22 protein-coding genes are annotated in these 25,564 nt (G+C 72.3%); 16 read left to right on the top strand and 6 right to left on the bottom strand.

Features of this window, described 5'->3' with window-relative positions:
• Window positions 1-82 precede the first annotated feature (82 nt).
• Both speB and ACRRSS_RS04700 read right to left on the bottom strand, forming a co-directional pair.
• On the bottom strand, window positions 83-1,060 hold the full coding sequence (gene speB / locus ACRRSS_RS04705) for an agmatinase (RefSeq protein ID WP_435969950.1): 978 nt from the start codon (window positions 1,058-1,060) through the stop codon (window positions 83-85).
• Between the two features lie 106 nt (window positions 1,061-1,166).
• The gene (locus ACRRSS_RS04700) at window positions 1,167-2,660 is read right to left on the bottom strand and encodes a sodium:solute symporter (protein ID WP_435969949.1); all 1,494 of its coding nucleotides are present in this window, start codon (window positions 2,658-2,660) and stop codon (window positions 1,167-1,169) included.
• Window positions 2,661-2,884: 224 nt separating this feature from the next.
• Here ACRRSS_RS04700 and ACRRSS_RS04695 point away from each other — a divergent pair, with 224 nt between their 5' ends.
• Entirely contained in the window at window positions 2,885-4,366 is a 1,482-nt protein-coding gene (locus ACRRSS_RS04695; RefSeq protein ID WP_435969948.1) for a PucR family transcriptional regulator ligand-binding domain-containing protein, read from the top strand.
• 15 nt (window positions 4,367-4,381) lie between these two features.
• Here ACRRSS_RS04695 and ACRRSS_RS04690 read toward each other — a convergent pair whose 3' ends face one another.
• Entirely contained in the window at window positions 4,382-4,984 is a 603-nt protein-coding gene (locus ACRRSS_RS04690) for a hypothetical protein (RefSeq protein ID WP_435969947.1), read from the bottom strand.
• Window positions 4,985-5,152: 168 nt separating this feature from the next.
• Between ACRRSS_RS04690 and ACRRSS_RS04685 the strand changes: the two genes are divergently transcribed.
• The 4 genes from ACRRSS_RS04685 (at window position 5,153) to ACRRSS_RS04670 (ending at window position 9,593) form a co-directional block, all read left to right on the top strand.
• Window positions 5,153-6,496: a helix-turn-helix domain-containing protein gene (locus ACRRSS_RS04685; RefSeq protein ID WP_435969946.1), complete on the top strand. Its 1,344-nt coding sequence runs from the start codon at window positions 5,153-5,155 to the stop codon at window positions 6,494-6,496.
• A gap of 87 nt (window positions 6,497-6,583) precedes the next feature.
• The gene (locus ACRRSS_RS04680; protein WP_435969945.1) at window positions 6,584-7,741 is read left to right on the top strand and encodes an acyl-CoA dehydrogenase family protein; all 1,158 of its coding nucleotides are present in this window, start codon (window positions 6,584-6,586) and stop codon (window positions 7,739-7,741) included.
• A gap of 6 nt (window positions 7,742-7,747) precedes the next feature.
• Complete coding sequence (gene tesB / locus ACRRSS_RS04675) at window positions 7,748-8,617, top strand: acyl-CoA thioesterase II (RefSeq protein ID WP_435969944.1); 870 nt, start codon at window positions 7,748-7,750, stop codon at window positions 8,615-8,617.
• A 22-nt stretch (window positions 8,618-8,639) separates the two neighbouring features.
• Window positions 8,640-9,593: a cation diffusion facilitator family transporter gene (locus ACRRSS_RS04670; protein WP_435969943.1), complete on the top strand. Its 954-nt coding sequence runs from the start codon at window positions 8,640-8,642 to the stop codon at window positions 9,591-9,593.
• 8 nt (window positions 9,594-9,601) lie between these two features.
• On the opposite strand, the gene ACRRSS_RS04665 is transcribed toward ACRRSS_RS04670, so the two are convergent.
• Window positions 9,602-10,375: a phosphatase gene (locus ACRRSS_RS04665; protein ID WP_435969942.1), complete on the bottom strand. Its 774-nt coding sequence runs from the start codon at window positions 10,373-10,375 to the stop codon at window positions 9,602-9,604.
• Between the two features lie 137 nt (window positions 10,376-10,512).
• Complete coding sequence (locus ACRRSS_RS04660) at window positions 10,513-11,124, bottom strand: SACE_7040 family transcriptional regulator (RefSeq protein ID WP_351898194.1); 612 nt, start codon at window positions 11,122-11,124, stop codon at window positions 10,513-10,515.
• Between the two features lie 87 nt (window positions 11,125-11,211).
• On the opposite strand from ACRRSS_RS04660, the gene ACRRSS_RS04655 reads away from it, so the two are divergent.
• The 10 genes from ACRRSS_RS04655 to ACRRSS_RS04610 all read left to right on the top strand — a co-directional run bounded on the left by ACRRSS_RS04655 (window position 11,212) and on the right by ACRRSS_RS04610 (window position 23,368).
• Window positions 11,212-12,819: a carboxyl transferase domain-containing protein gene (locus ACRRSS_RS04655; RefSeq protein ID WP_435969941.1), complete on the top strand. Its 1,608-nt coding sequence runs from the start codon at window positions 11,212-11,214 to the stop codon at window positions 12,817-12,819.
• 14 nt (window positions 12,820-12,833) lie between these two features.
• The gene (locus tag ACRRSS_RS04650; protein WP_435969940.1) at window positions 12,834-14,804 is read left to right on the top strand and encodes a biotin carboxylase N-terminal domain-containing protein; all 1,971 of its coding nucleotides are present in this window, start codon (window positions 12,834-12,836) and stop codon (window positions 14,802-14,804) included.
• A 14-nt stretch (window positions 14,805-14,818) separates the two neighbouring features.
• Complete coding sequence (locus ACRRSS_RS04645; RefSeq protein WP_435975248.1) at window positions 14,819-15,736, top strand: hydroxymethylglutaryl-CoA lyase; 918 nt, start codon at window positions 14,819-14,821, stop codon at window positions 15,734-15,736.
• Between the two features lie 8 nt (window positions 15,737-15,744).
• On the top strand, window positions 15,745-16,905 hold the full coding sequence (locus tag ACRRSS_RS04640) for an acyl-CoA dehydrogenase family protein (protein ID WP_435969939.1): 1,161 nt from the start codon (window positions 15,745-15,747) through the stop codon (window positions 16,903-16,905).
• A gap of 241 nt (window positions 16,906-17,146) precedes the next feature.
• Complete coding sequence (locus tag ACRRSS_RS04635; protein WP_435969938.1) at window positions 17,147-18,010, top strand: siderophore-interacting protein; 864 nt, start codon at window positions 17,147-17,149, stop codon at window positions 18,008-18,010.
• A gap of 188 nt (window positions 18,011-18,198) precedes the next feature.
• On the top strand, window positions 18,199-19,638 hold the full coding sequence (locus tag ACRRSS_RS04630) for a pyridoxal phosphate-dependent decarboxylase family protein (protein WP_435969937.1): 1,440 nt from the start codon (window positions 18,199-18,201) through the stop codon (window positions 19,636-19,638).
• Entirely contained in the window at window positions 19,625-20,908 is a 1,284-nt protein-coding gene (locus tag ACRRSS_RS04625; RefSeq protein ID WP_435969936.1) for a lysine N(6)-hydroxylase/L-ornithine N(5)-oxygenase family protein, read from the top strand. Before ACRRSS_RS04630 ends, ACRRSS_RS04625 begins: the two co-directional genes overlap by 14 nt.
• Window positions 20,905-21,435 carry a GNAT family N-acetyltransferase gene (locus ACRRSS_RS04620; protein WP_435969935.1) on the top strand — a complete coding sequence of 177 codons (531 nt, stop codon included), beginning with the start codon at window positions 20,905-20,907 and terminating at the stop codon, window positions 21,433-21,435. Before ACRRSS_RS04625 ends, ACRRSS_RS04620 begins: the two co-directional genes overlap by 4 nt.
• Window positions 21,432-23,222: an IucA/IucC family protein gene (locus ACRRSS_RS04615; protein ID WP_435969934.1), complete on the top strand. Its 1,791-nt coding sequence runs from the start codon at window positions 21,432-21,434 to the stop codon at window positions 23,220-23,222. The genes ACRRSS_RS04620 and ACRRSS_RS04615 overlap by 4 nt, the downstream gene beginning before the upstream one ends.
• Window positions 23,223-23,236: 14 nt before the next feature.
• A complete protein-coding gene (locus ACRRSS_RS04610; RefSeq protein ID WP_435969933.1) occupies window positions 23,237-23,368 on the top strand; it encodes a DUF397 domain-containing protein in 132 nt (43 codons plus the stop codon).
• 65 nt (window positions 23,369-23,433) lie between these two features.
• On the opposite strand, the gene ACRRSS_RS04605 is transcribed toward ACRRSS_RS04610, so the two are convergent.
• Window positions 23,434-25,077 carry a beta-N-acetylhexosaminidase gene (locus tag ACRRSS_RS04605; protein ID WP_435969932.1) on the bottom strand — a complete coding sequence of 548 codons (1,644 nt, stop codon included), beginning with the start codon at window positions 25,075-25,077 and terminating at the stop codon, window positions 23,434-23,436.
• A 194-nt stretch (window positions 25,078-25,271) separates the two neighbouring features.
• On the opposite strand from ACRRSS_RS04605, the gene ACRRSS_RS04600 reads away from it, so the two are divergent.
• Entirely contained in the window at window positions 25,272-25,547 is a 276-nt protein-coding gene (locus ACRRSS_RS04600) for a hypothetical protein (protein ID WP_435969931.1), read from the top strand.
• The last annotated feature ends 17 nt before the right edge of the window (window positions 25,548-25,564 follow it).

Genomic DNA, 25,564 nt, shown 5'->3' with positions numbered 1-25,564 from the left:
CTCCGGGGGACTTCCGCCCCGGAGCCGTCTCCGGGGGATGCCCCGGCCCCGGGGGAGGGTGGGCGCACGACCCGACCGGGTCCTACTTCGCCTCGCGGCTCGCGGCGATCTGGCGGGACATGATCGTCGTCAGTTCGTACGCGGTGTGGGAGGCGGCGACCGCGGTGATCTCGGCGTGGTCGTAGGCCGGGGCGACCTCGACGACGTCCGCCGACACCAGGTTGCAGGAGGAGAGGCCGCGGAGGATCTCCAGGAGCTCGCGGGAGGTCATGCCGCCGGCCTCGGGGGTGCCGGTGCCGGGCGCGTGGGCCGGGTCGAGGCAGTCGATGTCGATGGAGATGTACAGCGGGCGGTCGCCGATGCGCTGGCGCAGCTGGTCGGCGACCTCGTCGGCGCCGCGGCGGTAGATGTCGGCCGAGGTGACGATGCCGAAGCCCATCTTCTCGTCGTCGGTGAGGTCCTGCTTGCCGTACAGCGGGCCGCGGGTGCCGACGTGGGAGAGCGCCTCGGTGTCGAGGATGCCCTCCTCGACGGCGCGGCGGAACGGGGTGCCGTGGGTGTACTCGGCGCCGAAGTAGGTGTCCCAGGTGTCGAGGTGCGCGTCGAAGTGGAGCAGGGCGACGGGGCCGTGCTTCTTGGCGACGGAGCGCAGCAGCGGCAGCGCGATGGTGTGGTCGCCGCCGAGGGTCATCATGCGGGCGCCCGAGTTCAGGAGGTCGTCCGCCGCGGCCTCGATGGTCTCGACGGCCTCGTTGATGTTGAACGGGTTGGCGGCGATGTCACCGGCGTCCGCGACCTGGGCGAGGGCGAAGGGGGAGGCGTCCTGCGCCGGGTTGTAGGGCCGGAGCAGGCGGGAGGCCTCGCGGATGGCGTTGCCGCCGAAGCGGGCGCCGGGGCGGTAGGAGACGCCGCTGTCGAAGGGGACGCCGACCACGGCGATGTCGGTGGTGCCGACCTCGTCGAGTCGCGGCAGCCGGGCGAACGTCGCGGGACCGGCGTACCGCGGGACGCGGGACGAGTCGATCGGGCCGCGCGGGGTGTTCTGGTCGCTGCTGCTCATGGTCGGTGTCCTCCTGGGTGTTCGGTCGGGGTGTCCGGACGGGTCTCGTCCGGTGCGGCGGGTCGCGGTCCCCGGTCGGGGGCCGTGACCCGTCGCCGCTGGTGGCTCAGCCGGTGGCTGCCACCGGCACGGCGTCGCCCTCGGGCTCGGAGCCCTCGGACGGGGAGTCCTGGGGCGCCTCCTGGCCCGCGAGGCGGGCGCGCCAGTGCGCGAGCACGGCGGCGTCCGTCGGACGGGTCAGCAGGGAAACGATCACATATGCGCCGAGCGAGGCCAACAAACCATAGTAAACAGGCTCATTTGCCAGGATTCCGTAAGTCCACATCAGGCCAATGACGGCCAGACCGCCGACGGTGACCGCGGCGAGCGCGCCCTGGACGGTGCCCCGGCGCCAGAGGAGGCCGCCGAGGATCGGCACGAGGAGGCCGCCGACCAGCAGGTTGTAGGCGACCGTCAGGGCCTGGACGACGTCGTTGAGGGCGATCGCGATGGCGATGACGGCGACGCCCATGATCAGGATGAAGAGACGGTTGCCCTTCACCTCGTCGTGGTCGTCGCCGTTCCCCGCGGTCAGCCCGCGCAGCTTCGACCAGATGTCGTTGTTGGCGACGGTGGCGCAGGCGATGAGGGCGCCCGAGGAGGTGGACATGACGGCGGCGAGGGCGGCGGCGAGGACCAGGCCCCGGACGCCCATCGGCAGCTCGTCCTTGACGATGGTGGCGAAGGCGTCGTCGGCGCTGGGCAGGTTCGGGTACATCACCTTGGCGGCCGTGCCGATGACGGCTCCGGCGAGGGCGTACGCGAGACAGTAGGTGCCGGCGACGGTGCCGCCCCACCGCGCGACCTTGTCGGTGCGGGCGGTGAAGACCCGCTGCCAGATGTCCTGGCCGATGAGCATGCCGAAGGTGTAGATCAGCACGTACGTGAAGATCGTCTCGCCGCCGATGCCGAGGGGCTCGAAGTACGAGGTGGGCAGCGCGGCCTTCATCCCGGCGAAGCCGCCGGCCTTGACGACGGCGATCGGCAGCAGCAGGAGCAGCACGCCGACGGTCTTCACCACGAACTGCACCATGTCGGTGAGGGTGATGGACCACATGCCGCCGAGCGTCGAGTAGGCGACGACGATGGTGCCGCCGAGGACGATCGCGACGGTCCGGGGCAGGTCGAGGAGGACGTCGAAGATCGTGGCGTACGCGATGGTCGAGGTGACCGCGAGCATCAGCGTGTACGCCCACATGACGACGCCCGAGATGACGCCGGCCCGGCCGCCGTAGCGGAGGTCGAGCATGTCGGAGACGGTGTAGACCTTGAGCCGGGCGATCCGCGCGGAGAAGAAGACGCTCAGCGCGAGCAGTCCGAGGCCGATGGCGAAGACCATCCAGGCGCCGGAGAGGCCGTACTTGTAACCGAGGCCGACGCCGCCGATGGTGGACGCGCCGCCGAGGACGATGGCGGCCATGGTCCCGGAGTACATCCAGGGCCCGAGGCGGCGTCCGGCGACCAGGAACTCGCTCTTGGACCTGGCGCGGCGCATGCCCCACCAGCCCATCGCGAGCATGCCGGCCAGATACAGGACGATCACTGTGTAATCGACGGCCATGGGGCCCTCCTTCGCGCACCTCGGTGGCGTGTCGTGCGGGGGAATCCCCCTGGAGGGCCGTGCGGCCTGGTGGCCCGAGGCCTCCGGAGAGGGATCCGGAGGCGGATCGCGGGGACATCCGCCCGTACCCGCGGCCTCTGGATGCCATGACAGTAGGTGGCCGGAAAGCGACGCAGAAGTGTACGTTTCCTCCACTGTCCGGCCGGGAGATGTACGAAGGGCACATGACCATGACCTCCGCCGAGCTCGCCGCCACTCCCCCCGCCCCGCCCGTCTCCCTCACCGCGCTGCTCGCCCGCCGGGACCTCGGACTCCGGCTGCTCGCCGGGCCGGAGGACGCCTCGATCCACTGGGTGCACACCTCGGAGATGGCCGACCCCTACCCGTACCTGCTCGGCGGCGAGCTGCTGATGACCGCGGGCGTGCAGCTCACCGACCCGGCGCGCTACGTCGAGCGGGTCGTGGCGGCGGGCGCGGCGGCGCTCGGCTTCGGGGTGGCGCCGGTGTACGACACGGTCCCGGAGGAGCTGGTCGAGGCCTGCGCCCGCCAGGGTCTGCCGCTGGTCGAGGTGCCGCCGAAGACCCCGTTCACCGCGGTGGCGCGGGCGCTGTGGCGGCTGATGGCGGAGGCCCGGCTGCACGAACTGCGCCGGGTGACGGAGGCCCAGCAGTCCCTGGCGGCGGCCGCCGCCCGGCCGGCCCCGGTCCCGGCGGTGCTCGGCGCGCTCGCCTCACGGCTCGGCGGCCGGGCGGTGCTCTTCGGGCCGGACGGCACGGAGTCGGTGGCGGCCGGCCGGGAGGTCCCGGCGGACGCGGCGCGGGCGCTGCGCGAGCTGGCGGGGGTGCTCGGGCCGCGCCCCGGCGGTCCCGCCTCGGCGAGCGGGGACGGCGGCGGACTCCGGCTCGCCGCGTACGCGCTCGGCGGCGGCGACGGGCTGACGCTCGGGGTGGCGACGGAGCGGCGCGGCCCCGGGGACCACACGGTCGCGGGGGTCGCGGTCGTCCTGCTGTCACTGCTCACGGCACCGCACCGGGGCGCGGACGCGACGGTACGGGACGGGGCCCTGGTCCGGCTGCTGCTCGGCGCGGCCCCGGCGCAGGTCGTGGGCGGCCTGGGCGCGGGACCGTGGACGGTGGTCCACGCGCGGGGCGGCGACGGCACCCCGTTCGCGGCGGCCTCGCTCGCGGCGGCGCTGGGGACGCCGCTGGTGGAGGCCGCCGCGTCGGAGGAGGAGGCGGGCGGCAGCCGACAAGACGACACCCCCGTGACCGTCCGCCTGCTGCTGCCCGCCTCCACCCCCGTCACCGAGCAGCCCGGCTGGGCCCTCGGGGTCGGCGCGCCCGCCGGGGCGGAGGAGCTCGCCGCCGCCGACGCGCAGGCGGCGCGGGCCCTGCGCCGGGCGGAGGCCACCCGGACGCCCCTGGTCCGGCACCGCCCGGGAGGCATCGCCGCCCTGGTGGACCCGGCCGAGGCCGCCGCCCACGCCCGCTCCCTCCTCGCCCCCTTGGCGGAGCCGCTCCGGGAGACGCTGCGCACCTGGCTGTCCCTGCACGGCAGCTGGGACCGGACGGCGACCGCGATGGACATCCACCGCAACACCGTCCGGCAGCGGATCACCCGCTGCGCCGCGCTCCTGGACCGGGACCTGGACGACCCGGACGTACGGATGGAGCTGTGGTTCGCGCTCGCCTCCGCGTCCGGGTGATCCCGGGTCCGCGGGTCAGTAGAGCTTGTTGACGGCGGTCTTCGTCGTGGTGCGGAAGGCGGTCAGCGGGGCGTCCTTGAAGTCGCCCATCTGCCCCCACCGGACGAAGGTGACGGTCTTGCCGTCACGGCCCACCGAGAAGAGGTGGATGTCGGTGCTGCCGATCTGCGGGTCGGCGGTGTCCAGGCTGTAGACCCAGGCGCCCTCCTCGACGGCGAGCTTGCCGTGGGAGGCGCTGACGGCGCGCAGGCCCGGGTTCTGCCGCTCAAGGAGGGGCCCGCAGCCGGCGAGGGACTTGCGGAGGGTGTCGACCAGCTTCACGGCGTCGGCCTCGGTGCGGGCGACGGTGGTGATCTGGACGCCGTTGGTGTCGAGCTCGGTGCTGAACTCGCGGTAGCGGGTGTTCTGCGCCGGGATCTTGTACGGGGCGCAGAGGGCGCCGCCGTTCTCCGGGACGCCGGTGAAGACCTGGGTGGCGGTCCACGGCGTCGACGACGCCGGCATCTGGGAGGCGGCGAGGAAGGCCGGCTGGGCGGCGGCCTGCGCCGGGGCCGTGGCGAGGGCCGCGAGGCCCAGGACGGCGGCGGAGACGGTGAGTGCGGAACGGAACGTGGTCATGTCTGGTGATCCCCCTGTGGTTCGGTCGGTGCTCCACCAGAGTCCACTCCGGCACCCGGCCCCCGCAACGCTGCCGCGCCCCTTCTCGTCCCGGAACCATTCCACCCCCGTTGACGTGGGAGAACGTGAGTGGTGCGGGATGACGTGGGACGGGATGGGGTCGGCCGGATGGGGAAGTCGAAGGACGCGGCTGTCGAGGAGTTCTCGGCGCGGCTGCGCGCGGTCAAGGCACGCGGCGGCCGCAGCTACGAATCGCTGGGCCGCCGGCTCAACGTGAGCGCGTCCACGCTGCACCGGTACTGCTCCGGCGAGACGGTGCCGGAACGGTTCACCGTGATCGACCGGATGGCCCGCCTCTGCGGCGCCGACGAGCACGAGCGACGGACCCTGGAAGAGCTGTGGACCCGCGCGGACCGCTCCCGCCGCCCGATCCCACCGGAGCCGGGGTCGGGGTCGAAGCCGAATCCCGAGCCGGAACGGGAACGGGAACGGGAGCCTGAGCGGGAGCCGGTACCGGAGCCCGCACCCGACCCGGAGCGCGCACCCCAACCCGTACCTGAGCCGGAGCACGCACCCGAGCCGAAGTCCGCGCCGGAGCCCGCCCCCGGCGCGCCCGTCTCCCCCGCCCTCGGCACCGTCACCGCCGTCGTACCCGTCGTCGCGTCGCGCGCCGCCCGGCCGCGGTCCCGGCGGGTCGCGCTCGTCGCCGGGGCCGGGGCCGCCGTGATCGCTCTCGCGCTCGTCCTGGTCCTCGTACGGCCCGGGTTCCCCGGCGGTCCGGAGGCCGCGGCCCCACCGAGGTCCACGGCTCCACCGGCCCCGGCCACGGCGGGGACCGGGCCGACCCCCGCGCCGGCCCCCGCGCCCTTCACCTGGACCGCCGACTCCCAGGTCTGGCAGGACGGCTGCGGGCACGTCTACCTCGTCGACCGCGGCGCGCGCGGCTTCGCGCCGCCTCCGCCGCCGGGCGACGCCGCCGCGTGGGCGGGCGCGCACCGGGCCGTGCACGGCGGGGAGACGCTCGTGCGGATCTCGCTCCAGGGCAGGTCGCCCTCGTCCGCCGTCGTCCTCCAGGCCCTCCACGTCCGCGTCGTCGGCCGTGCCGATCCCCTCCCCTGGACCGCCTACCGGATGGGCAACGGCTGCGGCGGCGCCCTCACCCCCCGCCACTTCGCCGTCGACCTCGACGCCTCGCGTCCGCGCGCCCGGCCGGTCGACGGCTACGACGCGTCCGGCGCCGAGGGCCGGACGATCCCCGCCGTCTCCTTCCCGTACACGGTCACCTCCACCGACCCGGAGGAGCTGCTCGTCACCGCCCGCACCGCGGGCTGCGACTGCCGCTGGTACCTGGAGCTGGTGTGGAGCTCCGAGGGCCGTTCGGGCACGGTCCGGATCGGGGGCAAGGAGGGGGAGCCGTTTCGAACCAGTGGGATCGAGGGAAGGCCGGTCCAGGAGTACGACGACGTCGGTAGGCGCTGGATCACAGGCGAGAGCTCTGGACAGAGCGGGTGACCGCTGGGTAACTTCGGAGGACGAGGCTGAGCAAGCGCTTAGACAAGCGCCAGGCCGGACCAGGACAGGACCCGAAGGAGGCGGCTCGTGCGCCGTACCGTATTCAACGAGGACCACGAGGCGTTCCGGGAGACCATCCGGGCCTTCATCGAGGCCGAGGTCGTTCCCGTCTACGACGAGTGGTTCGCGGCCGGCCAGGCGCCGCGCGAGTTCTACGACAAGCTCGGCGAGCTGGGCGTCTTCGGCATCAACGTGCCCGAGGAGTTCGGCGGCGCGGGCCTGGACACCCACAAGTTCGAGGCCGTCCTGTACGAGGAGACCTCGCGCGCGGGCGTCCAGTTCGGCGGCTCCGGCGTCCACGTGCTGCTCGCCCTGCCGTACATCAAGATGCTCGCCACCGGCGACCAGAAGAAGCGCTACCTGCCGAAGTTCGTCACCGGCGAGGAGATGTGGGCCCTCGCGATGACCGAGCCGGGCACCGGCTCCGACGTCGCGGGCATGAAGACCACCGCCAAGCTCTCCGAGGACGGCACGCACTACGTCCTCAACGGCTCGAAGACCTTCATCACCGGTGGCGTCCACGCCGACCGCGTGATCGTCTGCGCCCGTACGTCCGCCCCGACGGCCGAGGACCGCCGCCACGGCATCTCCCTCTTCGCCGTGGACACCAAGTCCGAGGGCTACTCCATCGGCCGCAAGCTGGACAAGCTCGGCCTGCGCACCTCCGACACCGCCGAGCTGGCGTTCGTCGACGTGAAGGTGCCGGTCGAGGACCTGCTCGGCGAGGAGAACAAGGGCTTCTACTACCTCGGCCACAACCTGGCGTCCGAGCGCTGGGGCATCGCCTTCGGCGCGTACGCCCAGGCCAAGGCCGCCGTCCGCTTCGCCCAGCAGTACGTGACCGACCGCACGGTCTTCGGCAAGCCGGTCGCGCACTTCCAGAACACCAAGTTCGAGCTGGCCGCCTGCCAGGCCGAGGTGGACGCGGCCGAGGCCGTCGCCGACCGCGCCCTGGAGGCCCTGGACGCCGGCGAGCTGACCCCGGCCGAGGCCGCGAGCGCCAAGCTCTTCTGCACCGAGGTCGCGCACCGCGTCATCGACCGCTGCCTCCAGCTGCACGGCGGCTACGGCTACATGAACGAGTACCCGATCGCGCGCCTGTACGCGGACAACCGCGTCAACCGCATCTACGGCGGCACCAGCGAGATCATGAAGTCGATCATCGCCAAGTCGATGGGTCTGTAAGTCCCCGTGCCCGATCCGCACAGCGCCCTGGACGCCCTGCTCGATCTGCTCGACCTGGAGCGGATCGAGCGGGACATCTTCCGGGGCGAGTCCCGCTCCGCGCTCGTCCCCCGCGTCTTCGGCGGCCAGGTGGCCGCCCAGGCGCTGGTGGCGGCGGGGCGGACCGTGCCGGAGGACCGTCTGGCGCACTCGCTCCACGCGTACTTCCTGCGCCCCGGGGACCCGGGCGCGCCGATCGTGTACACGGTCGACCGCATCCGCGACGGCCGGTCCTTCACCACCCGCCGGGTCGTCGCGGTCCAGCACGGGCAGCCGATCTTCCACCTCTCCGCCTCCTTCCAGGTGTACGAGGAGGGGCTCGACCACCAGGCGGACATGCCGGCCGCGCCGGACCCGGAGTCGCTGCCGACGGCCGCCGAGACGCTCCCCCGGCACCTGCCGGAGGAGGTCGCGTCCCGGCTCGTCGAGGCGCGCGCCGCGGTGGACCTGCGGTACGCCGACACCCCGCCGTGGGGCTCGGTCGGCGAGCCGCGCGAACCGCGCTCCCAGGTGTGGTTCCGCACCAACGGCAAGCTGGCCGACGACCCCCTGCTGCACGTCTGCCTGGCGACGTACGTCTCCGACATGACGCTGCTCGACTCCGTCCTGCTCGCGCACGGGCGGGGCGGCTGGGCCGTCGGGGACGTGGTCGGGGCCTCCCTCGACCACGCGATGTGGTTCCACCGGCCGTTCCGGGCCGACGAATGGCTCCTGTACGACCAGGAGTCGCCGTCCGCCGCCGGCGGGCGCGGTCTCGGTCAGGCCAGGATCTGGACGCGGGACGGGAAGCTCGCGATCTCCGTCATCCAGGAGGGTGTCGTTCGCGTCCCGCGCTGATCACCGGACATACCGTCCGATCATGGCGGAGAACGGTGAGAGCACCTTCACAGTGATCGTGGCGGCGGTGGCGAACCTGGGGATCGCCGCCGCCAAGGCCGTCGCCGGTGTCATCAGCGGATCCAGCGCGATGCTGTCGGAGGCCGCACACTCGGTCGCCGACACCGTCACCGAGGTCATGCTGCTGACCGCGCTCAAGCGGAGCGAGAAGCCGGCCGACGAGGACCACCCCGTGGGGTACGCGGGCGAGCGGTACGTGTGGGCGATGCTCGCCGCCGTCGCCACCTTCGTGGGCGGCGCGGTCTTCTCGGTCTACGACGGCGTCCACACCCTCACCCACGGCGAGGAACTCGGCGACCCGCTCGTCTCGTACATCGTCCTCGGCATCGCCTTCCTCCTGGAGGGGTTCTCCCTGCGGACCGGCGTCCGGCAGGTCCAGGCCGAGGCGGAACGGGCGCGGACCCCGTTCGCCCGCTACATGCGGCTCACCCCCGACACCACGGTCAAGGCGGTGGTCATGGAGGACTCGGCCGCCCTCGCCGGACTGATGCTGGCGGCCGGCGGCCTCCTCGGCGGCCAGCTCACCGGCTCCGGCGTCTGGGACGGCGTCGCCTCGATCCTCATCGGCGTCCTGCTCGTCTACGTGGCCTGGGTGCTCGGCCGCTCCAACGCCGAACTCCTCATCGGGCGGCCGCTGCCGAAGCACGTGCGGGCCGAGGTCCGCGAGGAGCTGCTCTCCGTGCCGCACATCGTGGACGTCCTCGACCTGACGACGCTCATCCAGGGACCGGGCGAGGTGCTGATCGCGGCGAAGATCGACTTCCGGGACGTGGCGTCGGCGGAGCAGGTGGAGTGGGCGTGCGAGGACGCGGAGTCCCAGCTGCGCGAGCGCTTCCCGTCGATCCGCCGCGTCTACCTGGACCCGACGCCGGGGGTGGGGCAGCGGCGGAACGGGCCGGCCGGGCCGTCGGAGTAGACCGGCCGTCAGGACAGGCCGGCCGCCGCCAGCGTGTACTCCGTCATCGGCTCGTAGAAGCGCGGGTCGAGGACGTGGTCGTCCAGCGGGATGGTGACCTGCATCGTGCCCTCCGCCTCGCCGATGAAGAGCGCGGGGTCGTTGCAGTCCGCGTAGCCGACGGAGTCGATCCCGCGCTGGGCCGCCCGCCCGGCCCAGCCGTGGTCGGCGACGACCAGGTCGGGGCGGCCGGCCTCGCCCAGCGCGTCGAGGATGGCGTTCATCGGCTCCGGGGAGTGGGTGTGCCAGAGGCTGGCGCCGCGCTCGAAGACGGCGACGTCGGCGAACTGCACGACGTACCCCTCGTCGGCGACGAGCCCGCCGGGGATCTTGACGATGTCGCAGCCCTGGGCGCGGAGCCCGGCGGCGACCCGGCTGTGGACGTCGATGAGGGCGCCGGGGTGGCCGGTGGCGAAGAGGACCCGCTCCTTGCCGGCGGCGGCCTTGCGCAGCCGGGCGGCCATGCGGTCGAGGCCGTCGACGGTCAGCTCGGGGTCGATGGTGTCCTGTCCGGCGCGGTGGGCCGGGTCGTCGACGACACCGCAGCGCTCGGCCATCACGGCGAGCACGTCCTGCTCGTCGGCCCAGCGGTCTCCGAGCTCCAGGCCGAGCCAGTAGTGGCGGTCGCCGTTGGCGAGCTTGCGGTAGTGGGAGAGGTTGTTGTCGCGCGGCGTTGCGACGTCTCCCGCGATCCGGGTGCGGACGAGGTGCTCGACAAGGGCGGGGCGGCTGAGTATCGGCATGGGGCTCATTCTGGAGGACGCCGCCCCGTTGTGGGCAATCATTCCGGCCCGTGGACCCGCCGGGGAGCCGCCGGGGGATCGGCCGGGGACCCGCCGGGGGATCAGCCGTGGACCCGCCGGGGACCCGCCGAGGGGGGTCAGCCTTCCAGCGCCCCGAAGGCCCCGTGGGCCAGGCGCTTGAGGAGGGCTTCCATCGGCCCGCGGCCGAGGGCGGCGAGGTGCGGGGTGGAGTTGAGGAGGCCGAAGACGGCGTGGACGGCGGTCCGCGACTCGGACTCCCCCGCGTCGGGGTACAGCTCCCGCACCACCGTGACCCACAGCTCCACGTACTGCCGCTGGAGCTGTCGTACGCGCTTGCGGTCCTCGTCCTTGAGCCGGTCCAGCTCGCGGTCGTGGAGGGTGATCAGGGGCCGGTCGTCGAGGGCGAAGTCGATGTGCCCGTCGATGAGGGCGCCGAGCAGGGCCTCGGGGCCGCCGGCGCTCTCGCCGACGCGCAGCCGGCCTCCGTCGAGGAGCCGCTCGCTGATGCCGACGAGGAGTTCGGCGAGCATCGCGTCCTTGCCCGGGAAGTGGCGGTAGAGGCCTGGGCCGCTGATGCCGACGGCGGCTCCTATCTCGTCCACGCCCACGCCGTGGAAGCCGCGCTCGGCGAAGAGGCGGGCGGCCTCCTTGAGGATCTGCTCGCGCCGCGTGGGCGCGTCGGTCCGGCCGGTGGCGGTTCTACCGGTGACGGTCGGGGTCGTGGTCATGGATTCGATTCTAGACAACCCCGTTAGCGGTCGTTAACCTGAGCGACATACGTTAACGCTCATTAACCGAGCAAGGGAGCTCGAGGGATGCAGCAGGCACCTGTGCTGTCGAGTGCGGCGGATCCCGCCTCGCCGGCCTGGCAGGCGAACGAGGCGGCGCACCACGAGCTGGCGGCCGCCCTGCGCGCCAAGCTCGCGGCGGCGGCGCTGGGCGGCGGTGAGAAGTCCCGGGCCCGGCACACCGCGCGCGGCAAGCTGCTGCCGCGGGACCGGGTGGACGCCCTGCTCGACCCGGGCTCACCCTTCCTGGAGCTGGCCCCGCTCGCGGCGAACGGCATGTACGGCGACCAGGCACCGGCGGCCGGTGTCATCGCGGGCATCGGTCGGGTCTCGGGCCGCGAGTGCGTGATCGTCGCGAACGACGCGACCGTCAAGGGCGGCACGTACTACCCGATGACGGTGAAGAAGCACCTCCGCGCCCAGGAGGTGGCGCTGGAGAACCGTCTCCCCTGCCTCTACCTGGTCGACTCGGGCGGCGCGTTCCTGCCGATGCAGGACGAGGTCTTCCCCGACCGGGACCACTTCGGCCGGATCTTCTACAACCAGGCCCGGATGTCCGGCGCGGGCATCCCGCAGATCGCGGCGGTCCTCGGCTCGTGCACGGCCGGTGGCGCGTACGTCCCGGCGATGAGCGACGAGGCCGTGATCGTACGGAACCAGGGCACGATCTTCCTCGGCGGTCCGCCGCTCGTGAAGGCGGCGACCGGTGAGGTCGTCACGGCGGAGGAGCTGGGCGGCGGCGAGGTCCACTCCCGGATCTCCGGCGTCACCGACCACCTCGCGGAGGACGACGCGCACGCGCTGCGCATCGTCCGGAACATCGTCGCCACGCTCCCCGAGCGCGGCCCGCTGCCCTGGTCGGTGGAGCCGGTCGAGGAGCCGAAGGTCGACCCGTACGGGCTGTACGGCGCGGTGCCGGTGGACTCCCGTACCCCCTACGACGTGCGCGAGGTCATCGCCCGGGTCGTGGACGGCTCCCGCTTCCAGGAGTTCAAGTCCGAGTACGGGCAGACGCTGATCACCGGCTTCGCCCGGATCCACGGGCACCCGGTCGGGATCGTCGCCAACAACGGCATCCTGTTCGCCGAGTCGGCCCAGAAGGGCGCGCACTTCATCGAACTGTGCGACCAGCGCGGCATCCCGCTGGTGTTCCTGCAGAACATCACCGGCTTCATGGTCGGCAAGGCGTACGAGCACGGCGGCATCGCCAAGCACGGCGCCAAGATGGTGACGGCCGTGGCGACCACCCGCGTCCCGAAGCTGACCGTGGTCGTCGGCGGTTCGTACGGCGCGGGCAACTACTCGATGTGCGGTCGGGCGTACTCGCCCCGCTTCCTGTGGATGTGGCCCAACGCCAAGATCTCGGTCATGGGCGGCGAGCAGGCCGCGTCCGTCCTCGCGACGGTCAAGCGCGACCAGCTCGGCGACGGGTGGAGCGCGGAGGAGGAAGAGGCCTTCAAGGCCCCGATCCGCGAGCAGTACGAGAGCCAGGGCAGCGCCTACTACGCGACCGCCCGGCTCTGGGACGACGGGGTCATCGACCCGTTGGAGACCCGTCAGGTCCTCGGGCTCGCCCTGACCGCCTGTGCCAACGCGCCCCTGGGAGACCCCCAGTTCGGCGTCTTCCGGATGTGAGGGGACCCACGGAGATGCAGTCCATGTTCGACACCGTCCTCGTCGCCAACCGGGGCGAGATCGCCGTCCGGGTCATCCGCACGCTGCGGGAGATGGGCGTGCGCTCGGTGGCCGTGTACAGCGACGCGGACGCCGACGCCCGGCACGTGCGCGAGGCGGACACGGCGGTACGGATCGGCCCGCCGCCGGCCGCCGAGTCGTACCTGTCCGTCCCGGCGCTCCTCGACGCCGCCGCCCGCACCGGCGCGCAGGCCGTCCACCCCGGCTACGGGTTCCTCGCGGAGAACGCGGGGTTCGCGCGGGCCTGCGCGGACGCCGGCCTCGTCTTCATCGGGCCGCCCGCCTCCGCGATCTCCCTCATGGGCGACAAGATCACGGCGAAGGAGACCGTCAAGGCGGCGGGCGTGCCGGTCGTCCCCGGCGCGGCCGACCCGGAACTGGAGGCGGCGGCCCGCGAGCTGGGCGCCCCCGTCCTCCTCAAGCCCTCGGCGGGCGGCGGCGGCAAGGGCATGCGCCTCGTGCGCGACCTGTCGACGCTCACCGACGAGATCGCGGCGGCCCGCCGCGAGGCCCGCTCCTCCTTCGGCGACGACACGCTGCTCGTGGAGCGGTGGATCGACCGGCCCCGGCACATCGAGATCCAGGTCCTGGCGGACGCGCACGGCAACGTCGTGCACCTCGGGGAGCGCGAGTGCTCGCTCCAGCGCCGCCACCAGAAGATCATCGAGGAGGCGCCGAGCGTCCTGCTGACCCCGGAGATCCGCGCGGCGATGGGCGCGGCGGCGGTCGAGGCGGCGCGCTCCTGCGGCTATGTGGGCGCGGGGACGGTCGAGTTCATCGTCCCGGGCGTCGACCCGTCCTCGTACTACTTCATGGAGATGAACACCCGTCTCCAGGTCGAGCACCCGGTGACCGAGCTGATCACCGGCATCGACCTGGTGGAGTGGCAGCTGAGGGTGGCGGCGGGCGAGAAGCTGGCCTTCGCGCAGGACGACATCCGCCTCACCGGCTGGGCGATCGAGGCCCGGATCTGCGCGGAGGACCCCTCCCGGGGCTTCCTCCCCTCGGGCGGCACGGTCCTCTCGCTGCGCGAGCCGCAGGGGTGGGGGTCCCCCCTGCACGGAGTGCTTGGGGGAGGCGTCCGCACGGACTCGGGTCTGAGCGAGGGCACGGAGGTCGGCAGCCTGTACGACCCGATGCTGTCGAAGGTCATCGTCCACGCCCCGGACCGCCCGACGGCCCTGCGCCGCCTCCGCGCGGCCCTGGCGGACACGGTCACCCTGGGCGTCCCGACGAACGCGGGCTTCCTGCGGAACCTGCTGGCCCACCCGGACGTCGTCTCCGGCGCCCTGGACACGGGCCTGGTGGAGCGGGACGCCGAGAGCCTGGTCCGGCAGGGCGTACCGGCGGAGGTGTACGCGGCGGCGGCGGCCGTCCGGCGGGCGGAGCTGGCCCCGGCGCCCCGGGACGGCTGGACGGACCCGTTCTCGGTGCCGAGCGGCTGGCGCCTGGGCGGCCGGCCGGCCCCGCTCACCTTCCCGGTACGGGTGCCGGGAAGCGAACCGGTGACGGTCGGGGCGCCGGACCGCACCCGGGTCACGGACACCTCGGTGACGGTGACCCTGGACGGTGTCACCCACACCTTCCACCGCGCGGGCCACTGGCTCGGCCGCGACGGCGACTCCTGGCACGTGCTGGACCACGACCCGGTCGAGGCCGCGCTCAGCGGGGCGAGGCACGGCGGGGCCGACACGCTCGCCGCGCCCATGCCCGGCACGGTGACCGTCGTCAAGGTGGCGGTCGGGGACGAGGTCGAGGCCGGGCAGAGCCTGCTGGTCGTCGAGGCGATGAAGATGGAGCACGTCATCTCCGCCCCGCACGCCGGCACCGTGACCGAACTCGACGTCATCCCCGGCTCCACCGTGGCCATGGACCAGGTCCTGGCCGTGGTGGCGCCCCACGAGACCGCCGGGGAGGACGCGTGACCACGGGTCTGCCCATGACGGTGCGGGATCCGGCGCTGCCCGCCCGGGTCCGGATCCACGAGGTCGGCGCCCGGGACGGGCTGCAGAACGAGAAGGGCGCCGTCCCGACGGGGGTGAAGGCGGAGTTCGTCCGGCGGCTCGCCGCCGCCGGGCTCTCCACCGTCGAGGCCACCAGTTTCGTGCACCCCAAGTGGGTGCCCCAACTGGCGGACGCGGAGGAGCTGTTCCCGCTCGTCCGCGATCTGCCGGTCCGGCTCCCGGTGCTCGTGCCCAACGAGCGCGGCCTGGACCGGGCTCTCGCCCTCGGCGCCCGTGACATCGCCGTCTTCGCCTCCGCCACGGAGTCCTTCGCGAAGGCCAACCTCAACCGGACCGTCGACGAGGCCCTCGCGCTCTTCGCCCCGACGGTCACCCGCGCCATAGAGGCGGGCCTGAACGTCCGCGGCTATCTCTCGATGTGCTTCGGCGACCCCTGGGAGGGCGCCGTCCCGATCGAGCAGGTCGTCCGGGTCACCAAGGCGCTGGCCGAGATGGGCTGCGACGAGCTGAGCCTCGGGGACACGATCGGGGTGGCCACCCCGGGCCATGTCGAGGCGCTCCTCACCGCCCTGAACGAGGCCGGCGTCCCCACCTCCCGTATCGCCGTGCACTTCCACGACACCTACGGCCAGGCCCTCTCCAACACCCTCGCCGCGCTCCGCCACGGAGTGACCACCGTCGACGCCTCCGCCGGCGGACTCGGCGGCTGCCCGTACGCGAAGAGCGCGACGGGCAACCTCGCCACCGAGGACCTCGTGTGGATGCTCGACGGCCTCGGCATCGAGACCGGGGTCGATCTGACCGCCCTCACCGCCACAAGCGTGTGGATGGCCGAACAACTGGGCCGACCCAGCCCTTCCCGCACCGTCCGCGCCCTCTCCCACAAGGAGTGACGAACACCATGTCCCTCGACCACCGGCTCTCCGCAGAGCACGAGGAACTCCGCCGTACCGTCGAGGCGTTCGCCCACGATGTCGTGGCGCCGAAGATCGGCGACTACTACGAGCGGCACGAGTTCCCCTACGAGATCGTCCGCGAGATGGGCCGCATGGGCCTGTTCGGGCTGCCGTTCCCCGAGGAGTACGGCGGCATGGGCGGCGACTACCTGGCCCTCGGCATCGCCCTGGAGGAGCTGGCCCGGGTCGACTCCTCGGTCGCCATCACCCTGGAGGCGGGCGTCTCGCTGGGCGCGATGCCGCTGCACCTGTTCGGCACCGAGGAGCAGAAGCGGGAGTGGCTCCCCCGGATGTGCTCGGGCGAGATCCTGGGCGCCTTCGGGCTGACCGAGCCCGGCGCGGGCAGCGACGCCGGCGGGACCCGCACCACGGCCGTCCGTGACGGCGACGACTGGGTCATCAACGGCTCCAAGTGCTTCATCACCAACTCCGGTACGGACATCACGGGTCTGGTGACGGTCACGGCGGTCACCGGCCGCAAGCCCGACGGGCGCCCGCTGATCTCCTCGATCATCGTCCCCTCCGGCACCCCCGGTTTCACCGTCGCGGCCCCCTACTCGAAGGTCGGCTGGAACGCCTCGGACACCCGCGAGCTGTCCTTCGCGGACGTCCGGGTGCCCGCCGCGAACCTGCTCGGCGAGGAGGGTCGCGGGTACGCGCAGTTCCTGCGGATCCTCGACGAGGGCCGGGTCGCGATCTCGGCGCTCGCGACCGGGCTCGCCCAGGGCTGTGTCGACGAGTCGGTGAAGTACGCGAAGGAGCGGCACGCCTTCGGCCGGCCGATCGGTGACAACCAGGCGATCCAGTTCAAGATCGCCGACATGGAGACGAAGGCCCACATGGCCCGGATCGGCTGGCGGGACGCGGCCTCGCGGCTCGTCCTCGGCGAGCCGTTCAAGAAGGAGGCGGCGATCGCGAAGCTGTACTCCTCCACGGTGGCCGTGGACAACGCCCGTGAGGCGACGCAGATCCACGGCGGATACGGCTTCATGAACGAGTACCCGGTGGCCCGGATGTGGCGCGACTCGAAGATCCTGGAGATCGGCGAGGGCACGAGCGAGGTCCAGCGGATGCTGATCGCGCGGGAGTTGGGCCTGAAGGCCTGAGGCCGGGCCGGACGCGCACGGAAGCCCGTCGCCCCCTCGGGGCGGCGGGCTCCGTCGTGCCGCCCCCACCCCGACCGGAATTGTGAGGTTAGGCTAACCTATCCTGACTCCCCCTCGGGGCGACAGGCCTCGGGGCCGGCCTCAGGACCGGCCTCGCGGCCACCTCTCGACCACCCCTCGACCAGCCCCCTCGACGACCCTCGCGCTCACCCTCGCCCGTACCGCAAAGGTGTCCTGCCCCATGACGCACGCCGAGACCGCCCCCTTCCAGTTCTTCCGCCTCCAGGTGGACCGGACCCGGCGGCTCGGCCCGTCGCTGGTCCGGATCACCTTCACCGGCGACGACCTGCGGAGGTTCGCCGCCGGCGGCCGCGACCAGTCCCTCTCCCTCTTCCTGCCGCACCCCGGCCAGGAGGAGCCCGTCCTGCCGCCGCTGGAGGGGCAGGACATGTACGCGATCCTCGGCGCCTGGCGCGCGATGCCCGCCGACGTCCGGGCCGTGATGCGCTCGTACACCGTCCGCGAGCAGCGCACCGCGCCGGTGGACGAGGTCGACATCGACTTCGCGCTCCACGAGGACGGCGGCCCCGCCTGCCGCTGGGCCGGGCGGGCCGCGCCCGGTGACCGCGTGGTCGTCCTCGGCCCGGCGGTCGCCGAGAACACCGCCGTCCGCTTCCAGCCGCCGGGGGACGCCGACTCCGTCCTGATCTGGGCGGACGAGACGGCCCTCCCCGCCGCGTCGGCCGTCCTGGAGTGGCTGCCGGCCGGGACCCGCGCCCAGGTGTTCCTGGAAGTGCCGTACTCCGGCGACCGCGCGGAGCTGTCGACGCGCGCGGACGCGAGCGTCACCTGGCTCGTACGGGAGGAGGGGGCGCCGTCCGCCGTGGACGCGGTGCGCGGTGTCGAACTGCCCGGCGAGGCCCCGTACGTCTGGATCGCGGGCGAGTCCGGCGCGGTGAAGGCGCTGCGGAGGTACTTCGTGCGGGAGCGCGAACTCGACCGCCGCCGGGTGACGTTCGTCGGCTACTGGCGCAAGGGGCTGTCCGAGGACGCGCTGCGCGAGGTCCCGGACGAGACGCGGGAAGACGCCCTCGCCGAGGAGTAACGGAGGCCACACTCCACCGTTTCGGACACTCCGGGCGATACGGCGCCAACGGTCGTGATCCCCACGGGGCGAGGGGTCGACCGACGGAAAGTTAGGTTAGGCTAACCTAGCTTTCACCGTGTCGCCCCTCGCCCCCCTTTTTCCTGTCCGGAGGGCGCGACCGAGCCCCGCACCAGGAGGCCCCCCACATGCGCTCGCACCTGCTCAACGACGCCACGGCGGAGAGCTACCGGCGCGCCGTCACCGAAGGAGTCGCGCGCGTGGCGGACCGACTCGCCGCGACGCGAGCCCCGTTCACCGGGGTGACCCCCGCCGAGCTGGCGCCCGTCATCGACGCCGTCGACCTCGACCGGCCGCTCGGTGACTCCTCCGCCGCCCTCGACGAGCTGGAGAGCGTCTACCTCCGCGACGCCGTCTACTTCCACCACCCCCGCTACCTGGGCCACCTCAACTGCCCGGTGGTCATCCCCGCCGTCCTCGGCGAGGCCGTCCTCTCGGCGGTCAACTCGTCGCTCGACACCTGGGACCAGAGCGCGGGCGGCACCCTCATCGAGCGCAAGCTCGTCGACTGGACGAACGGCCGCATCGGCTTCGGCCCGGCCGCCGACGGCGTGTTCACCAGCGGCGGTTCGCAGTCCAACCTGCAGTCCCTCCTCCTCGCCCGCGAGGAGGCGAAGACGGACGACCTGTCGAAGCTCCGGATCTTCTCCTCCGAGTGCAGCCACTTCAGCGTCCAGAAGTCGGCGGCCCTCCTCGGCCTCGGCCAGGACGCCGTCGTCTCCGTCCCGGTCGACCGGGACAAGCGGATGCGGTCCGTCGTCCTCGCCGCCGAGCTGGAGGCCTGCCGCGCCGAGGGCCGCGTCCCGATGGCGATCGTCGCCACCGCCGGCACCACCGACTTCGGCTCCATCGACCCGCTGCCCGAGATCGCCGCCCTGGCCGACGAGTACGGCGCCTGGATGCACGTGGACGCCGCCTACGGCTGCGGACTGCTCGCCTCGCCGACCCGCCGCCACCTCCTGGCCGGCATCGAGCGGGCCGACTCGGTCACCGTCGACTTTCACAAGTCCTTCTTCCAGCCGGTGAGTTCCTCGGCGGTCCTGGTCCGCGACGGGGCGACCCTGCGCCACGCGACCTACCACGCCGACTACCTCAACCCGGCCCGGACGGTCGTGGAGCGGATCCCCAACCAGGTGGACAAGTCACTCCAGACCACCCGCCGCTTCGACGCGCTCAAGCTCTGGATGACCCTGCGCGTGATGGGCGCCGACGGTGTCGGGCAGCTCTTCGACGAGGTCTGCGACCTGGCCGCCGAGGGCTTCGCGCTGCTCGCCGCCGACCCGCGCTACGACGTCGTGGTCGCGCCGCGGCTCTCCACCCTCGTCTACCGCTACGTCCCGGCCGGCGCCGCCTCGCCCGAGGAGATCGACCGGGCCAACATGCACGCCCGCAAGGCCCTGTTCGCCTCGGGCGAGGCGGTCGTCGCCGGCACCAAGGTCGACGGCCGCCAGTACCTCAAGTTCACCCTGCTCAACCCCGAGACCACCGCGGCCGACATCGCCGCCGTCCTCGATCTGATCGCCGGCCACGCCGAGCAGTACCTGGGAGAGACCCTTGTCCACGCCTGAGACGACCGAGATCCACGACTTCATCGGCATCGGGCTCGGTCCGTTCAACCTCGGACTCGCCTGCCTGACCGAGCCGATCGACGAGCTGAACGGCGTCTTCCTGGAGTCGAAGCCCGACTTCGAGTGGCACTCGGGGATGTTCCTCGACGGCGCCCACCTCCAGACCCCGTTCATGTCGGACCTGGTCACGATGGCCGACCCGACCTCGCCGTACTCCTTCCTCAGCTACCTGAAGGACAAGGGCCGGCTGTACTCGTTCTACATCCGGGAGAACTTCTACCCGCTGCGCACCGAGTACAACGACTACTGCCGCTGGGCCGCCGCGCGGCTCTCCTCGATCCGCTTCTCGACGACCGTCACCGCCGTGACCTTCGACGAGGCCACCGAGGTGTACGCGGTGACCACCGAGGCCGGAGAGACGTTCCGCTCGCGCCGGATCGTCCTCGGCACCGGAACCCCGGCGTACGTCCCCGAGACCTGCCGGGACCTCGGCGGCGACCTGATCCACAACTCGCGCTACCTGCCGAACAAGGCGGAGCTCCAGAAGAAGCGGTCGATCACCCTGGTCGGCAGCGGCCAGAGCGCCGCCGAGATCTACTACGACCTCCTGAGCGAGATCGACGTCCACGGCTACCGGCTGAACTGGGTGACCCGCTCCCCGCGCTTCTTCCCGCTGGAGTACACCAAGCTGACCCTGGAGATGACCTCCCCGGAGTACGTGGACTACTTCCACGCGCTGCCCGAGCGGACCCGCTACCGCCTGGAGACCGAGCAGAAGGGCCTCTTCAAGGGCATCGACGGCGAGCTGATCGACGCCATCTTCGACCTGCTCTACCAGAAGAACCTCGACGGCCCCGTGCCCACCCGGCTCCTCACCAACTCCGCGCTGCACACCGCCGCGTACGAGGAGACGACCGGCACGTACACCCTCGGCTTCCGCCAGGAGGAGCAGGAGAAGGACTTCACCCTGGACACCGAGGGCCTCATCCTCGCCACCGGGTACAAGTACACCGTCCCCGCCTTCCTGGAGCCGGTCCGCGACCGGCTGCGCTGGGACGGCAGGGGCCGCTTCGACGTGGCCCGCAACTACGCGATCGACACGACGGGCCGCGGGATCTTCCTGCAGAACTCCGCCGTGCACACGCACTCCATCACCTCGCCCGACCTCGGCATGGGGGCGTACCGCAACGCGTACATCATCGGGGCGATGCTGGGCTACGACCACTACCCCGTCGAGAAGAACATCGCCTTCCAGGAGTTCGCCGCATGACCGTCCGCTTCCGCCCGCTCGATCCCGTCCAGGACGCGGAGCTGCTCCACGCCTGGGTCACCCACCCCAAGGCCGCCTTCTGGATGATGCAGGACGCGAGCCTGGACGACGTCGTGCGCGAGTACACGGCCTTCGCCGCCCACCCGCACCACGAGGCGTTCATCGGCCTGGTCGACGGGGTCCCCGCGGTCCTCATGGAGCGCTACGACCCGGCCCACCTGGAGCTGGTCGGGCTCTACGACCCGCTCCCCGGTGACGTCGGCATGCACTTCCTCGTCGCCCCGACCGACACCCCGGTGCACGGCTTCACCCGCAGGGTGATCACCGCCGTGATGGCCGAGCTGTTCGCCGACCCGGCGACCGCCCGCGTGGTCGTCGAGCCCGACGTGTCCAACAAGGCCGTCCACGCGCTCAACGAGGCCGTCGGCTTCGTGCCCGAGCGCGAGATCCAGAAGCCGGAGAAGAAGGCCCTGCTGAGCTTCTGCACCCGCGCCCGGTTCGAGGCCGCCGTGGGAGCCGCCGCGTGAGCACCCCCCGTTCCACCGAGAACCCCGTCGCCCACCTCACCCCCGAGCTGTGGGCCGACGCCAACCGGGCCCTGATCCGCAAGGGCCTCGCCGAGTTCGCCCACGAGCGGCTCCTCGACCCGCGCGAGCTGGGCGACAGCCGCTACGCGGTCCGCTCCGACGACGGCGCGACCGAGTACCGCTTCACCGCCGACCGGTACGCCCTGGACCACTGGCAGGTCTACCCCGAGTCGATCAGCCGCCACCGCGGCGACGAGCGGCTGCCGCTCGACGCGCTCGGGTTCGTCACCGAGCTGCGCGGGGCCCTCGGCCTGAGCGACGAGGTACTGCCGGTCTACCTGGAGGAGATCTCCTCCACCCTCGCCGGTACGGCCTACAAGGCGACCAAGCCGCCCGTCACCTCCGCCGAGCTGGCCCGGTCCGGCTTCCAGGCGATCGAGACCGGGATGACCGAGGGCCACCCCTGCTTCGTCGCCAACAACGGCCGGCTCGGCTTCGGTGTCGACGAGTTCCGCGCGTACGCCCCCGAGGCCGCGAACGGCATCCACCTGATCTGGCTGGCGGCCCGGCGCGACCGCACCACGTTCACCGCCGGCGAGGGCATCGACTACGAGACCTTCGTCCGCGCGGAGCTGGGCGACGCGACGGTGGACGGCTTCGCCGCGACCCTCGCCGCCCGCGGCCTGGACCTGGCCGACTACCTCCTGATGCCGGTCCACCCCTGGCAGTGGTGGAACAAGCTCTCGGTCACCTTCGCGGCCGAGATCGCGTGGCAGCGTCTGGTGTACCTGGGCGAGGGCGACGACACCTACCTCGCCCAGCAGTCCATCCGTACCTTCTTCAACACCTCGGACCCGGCCAAGCACTACGTCAAGACGGCGCTCTCCGTCCTCAACATGGGCTTCATGCGGGGCCTTTCGGCCGCGTACATGGAGGCCACCCCGGCCATCAACGACTGGCTGCACACCCTGATCGAGTCGGACTCCGTCTTCGCCGCGGCGCGCTTCTCGATCATCCGCGAGCGGGCGGCCGTCGGCTACCGGCACCTGGAGTACGAGGCCGCGACGGACCGGTACTCGCCGTACCGCAAGATGCTGGCCGCGCTCTGGCGCGAGTCGCCGGTACCGACCCTCGCCGAGGGCGAGCGCCTGGCGACGATGGCCTCCCTCGTCCACGTGGACCACAAGGGGGCGTCCTTCGCGGGCGCGCTGATCGAGGAGTCGGGCCTGGAGCCGGCCGTCTGGCTCCGCCGGTACCTGGACGCCTACCTCCTGCCGGTGCTGCACAGCTTCTACGCGTACGACCTGGCGTTCATGCCGCACGGCGAGAACGTGATCCTGGTCCTCGACGAGCGCGGCGCGGTCGCGCGGGCGATCTTCAAGGACATCGCCGAGGAGATCGTCGTCATGGACCCGGCGGCGGTCCTGCCGCCCGCGGTGGAGCGGGTCCGCGCGGAGGTCCCCGAGGACATGAAGCTCCTGTCGGTCTTCACGGACGTCTTCGACTGCTTCTTCCGCTTCCTGGCGGCGACGCTGGCGACGGAGGGCGTCCTCGACGAGGACGGCTTCTGGCGGACGGTCGCGGAGTGCGTACGGGCCTACGAGCGGTCGAAGCCGGAACTGGCGGACAAGTTCGCCCGGTACGACATGTTCGCGGAGACCTTCGCCCTGTCGGCCCTCAACCGCCTCCAGCTCCGCGACAACAGGCAGATGGTCGACCTGTCGGACCCGTCGGCGGCCCTCCAGCTCGTCGGCGACCTGGTGAACCCGATCGCCCGCTTCGCCTGACCCCTCCCCAGCCCATGCCGACGGCCTACCATCAGCTCCCCGTCCGGGACTCCAAGCGACCCACGGGCCCCGTCCTCACCCTTCCCGCCACCGCGTTCGCCGCCTTCGTCGCCGGCGTCAAGGACGGCGGGCTCGGCGTCCGCTGACCGTCGCGCCGATACGAAACGCCCGGCCAGGGCTTCCCCGGCCGGGCGTTCCTACGCGGCGGTGGCTACGGCGCCGGCCACGGCACCTGCGGCGACCTGTAGTAGTCGATGCCCAGCGCGTCGAAGCGGGGGGCCTGTTCGGCGAGGCGGACCTTGTACGTGTTCCAGTCGTGGCTCGACGCCGGCGACCAGCCCAGTTCGGCCACGCCGGGGAGGCGCGGGAAGGCCATGACGTCGAGGTCGTCCGTGGTGGCGAGGGTCTCGGTCCACAGCGGCGCCTCGACGCCCCGGACGGCGCTCTCCGGAGCGCCGGGGAGATAGGTGGCCGGGTTCCAGTCGTACGACCGCTGGACCTCGACGTACCCGGCCCAGGCGAGGCCGAGCGGGGTGTCCTTGGTGTACTTCATGTCGAGGTACGTCCGGTCGGCGGGCGAGAGGATCAGCCCGGCGCCGTTCCGCGCGGCCGCCGCGACCCGCTCCTTCTCGGCGGCGGGGGTGCGGTCGAGGCCCCAGTACTGGACGAGGGCGCCCTCGGCGGGGGTGGTGCCGGTCAGCTGGTGCCAGCCGACGACCTTCTTGCCGTACTTCGCGACGACCGGCTGCACCTTGTTCATGAAGGCCACGTAGTCGGCGTGGCTGGTGGAGTGCGCCTCGTCGCCGCCGATGTGGAGGTAGCGGCCGGGGGTGAGGGCGGCGATCTCGCGGATCACGTCGTCGACGAAGTCGTACGTGACGGGCTTCGGCACGCAGAGCGAGCTGAAGCCGACCTTGATGCCGGTGTAGAGGGGAGGAGCGACGCCGTCGCAGTTGAGTTCGGCGTATGAGGCGAGGGCCGCGTTGGTGTGGCCCGGCATGTCGATCTCGGGGATCACCTCCTGGTAGCGGGAGGCGGCGTACCGGACGATCTCCTGGTACTGCTCCTTGGTGTAGAAGCCGCCGGGGCCGCCGCCGACCTCGGTGGAGCCGCCGTAGGTGGTGAGCCGGGGCCAGGAGTCGACGGCGACGCGCCAGCCCTGGTCGTCGGAGAGGTGCAGGTGGAGCGTGTTGACCTTGTAGAGGGCGAGCTGGTCGATGTACCGCTTCACCTCGTCGACGGTGAAGAAGTGGCGGGCGACGTCGAGCATGGCGCCCCGGTAGCCGTACCGCGGGGTGTCGGTGATCGTGCCGCCCGCGATCTTCCAGGGGCCGTTCTGGACGCTCTTCCGCTCGACGGCGGAGGGCAGCTGCTGACGCAGGGTCTGGACGCCGCGGAAGAGGCCGGCGGGTGCGCGGGCGGTGAGGGTGAGGCCGCCGGGCGCAGAGCTGATCCGGTAGCCCTCGGCGCCGAGGGCGGTGTCGCCGGGGCTGAGCCGGAGCCGGATGCCGCCGCGGGCGGCGGCGTCGTCGACGACGGGCAGCGGGAAGCCGGTGGCGGGGCGGAGGAGTCCGGCGAGGTAGCGGCCGATCTCCCGGGTCTCCCGGTTGACCGTGTCCACGCCGATGCGGGTGGCGTGGGTGAGGGTGTAGGGCTCGCCGCCGGGGGTGACGGAGGCGGGCAGGGGCACGATGCGGCCGAGCGGGCGGATCTCGGGTTCGGCCGCGGCCGCCCGGCCGTCGCCGCTCTTGCCGTCCCCCCGGGTGTCGGCCGCGGCCTCGCCGCAGCCGACACCGGCGGCGGCGACCAGGAGCAGGGATCCGATCAGGCGCGGAATCGTTCGGCGCTGTCTCACAGGCTTTGGTCCCCTTCGAGCGTTGGACGCGTCTGTCGAGTTGTATATCCGAACCGTCACCATGCGTACCGCCGAGACTCCGTTCGGTCAAGGTCTGGACCAAGCCTCTCTTCGGGGGGGCTCATCGCAACACCCCTGCCCGATATCGGGCAGGATTCTTGCGAAAGTCGATGAGAACCCCTCAGTATTCACGGGTGCTCGAACGCCGCCCGTCGCACGACGACCTCATCGACCATCTGGTCCGCAGCACCGCGCTCCAGCGCGGTGAGGCCGCCCGGGTGATCCTCGACGTGCTGGCGTACTTCGACGAGACGACCGAGGAGTTCGTCCGGCGCCGCCACCGCGAACTGCAGTCCGGCGGGGCCGTGAACGCCGAGATCTTCGAACGGATCGCGGCGGAACTGCCGCACCGGGCCGTGGCGCCACCGGAACTGTCGCTCCGGCAGCTGCGCCGCATCGTCTACGGCTGACGGCGGACCGGACCGCC

The sequence above is a fragment of the Streptomyces sp. Qhu_M48 genome (assembly GCF_051305195.1).
Classification (GTDB): Bacteria; Actinomycetota; Actinomycetes; order Streptomycetales; family Streptomycetaceae; genus Streptomyces.
This window is presented reverse-complemented; position numbering and strand designations above follow the sequence as displayed.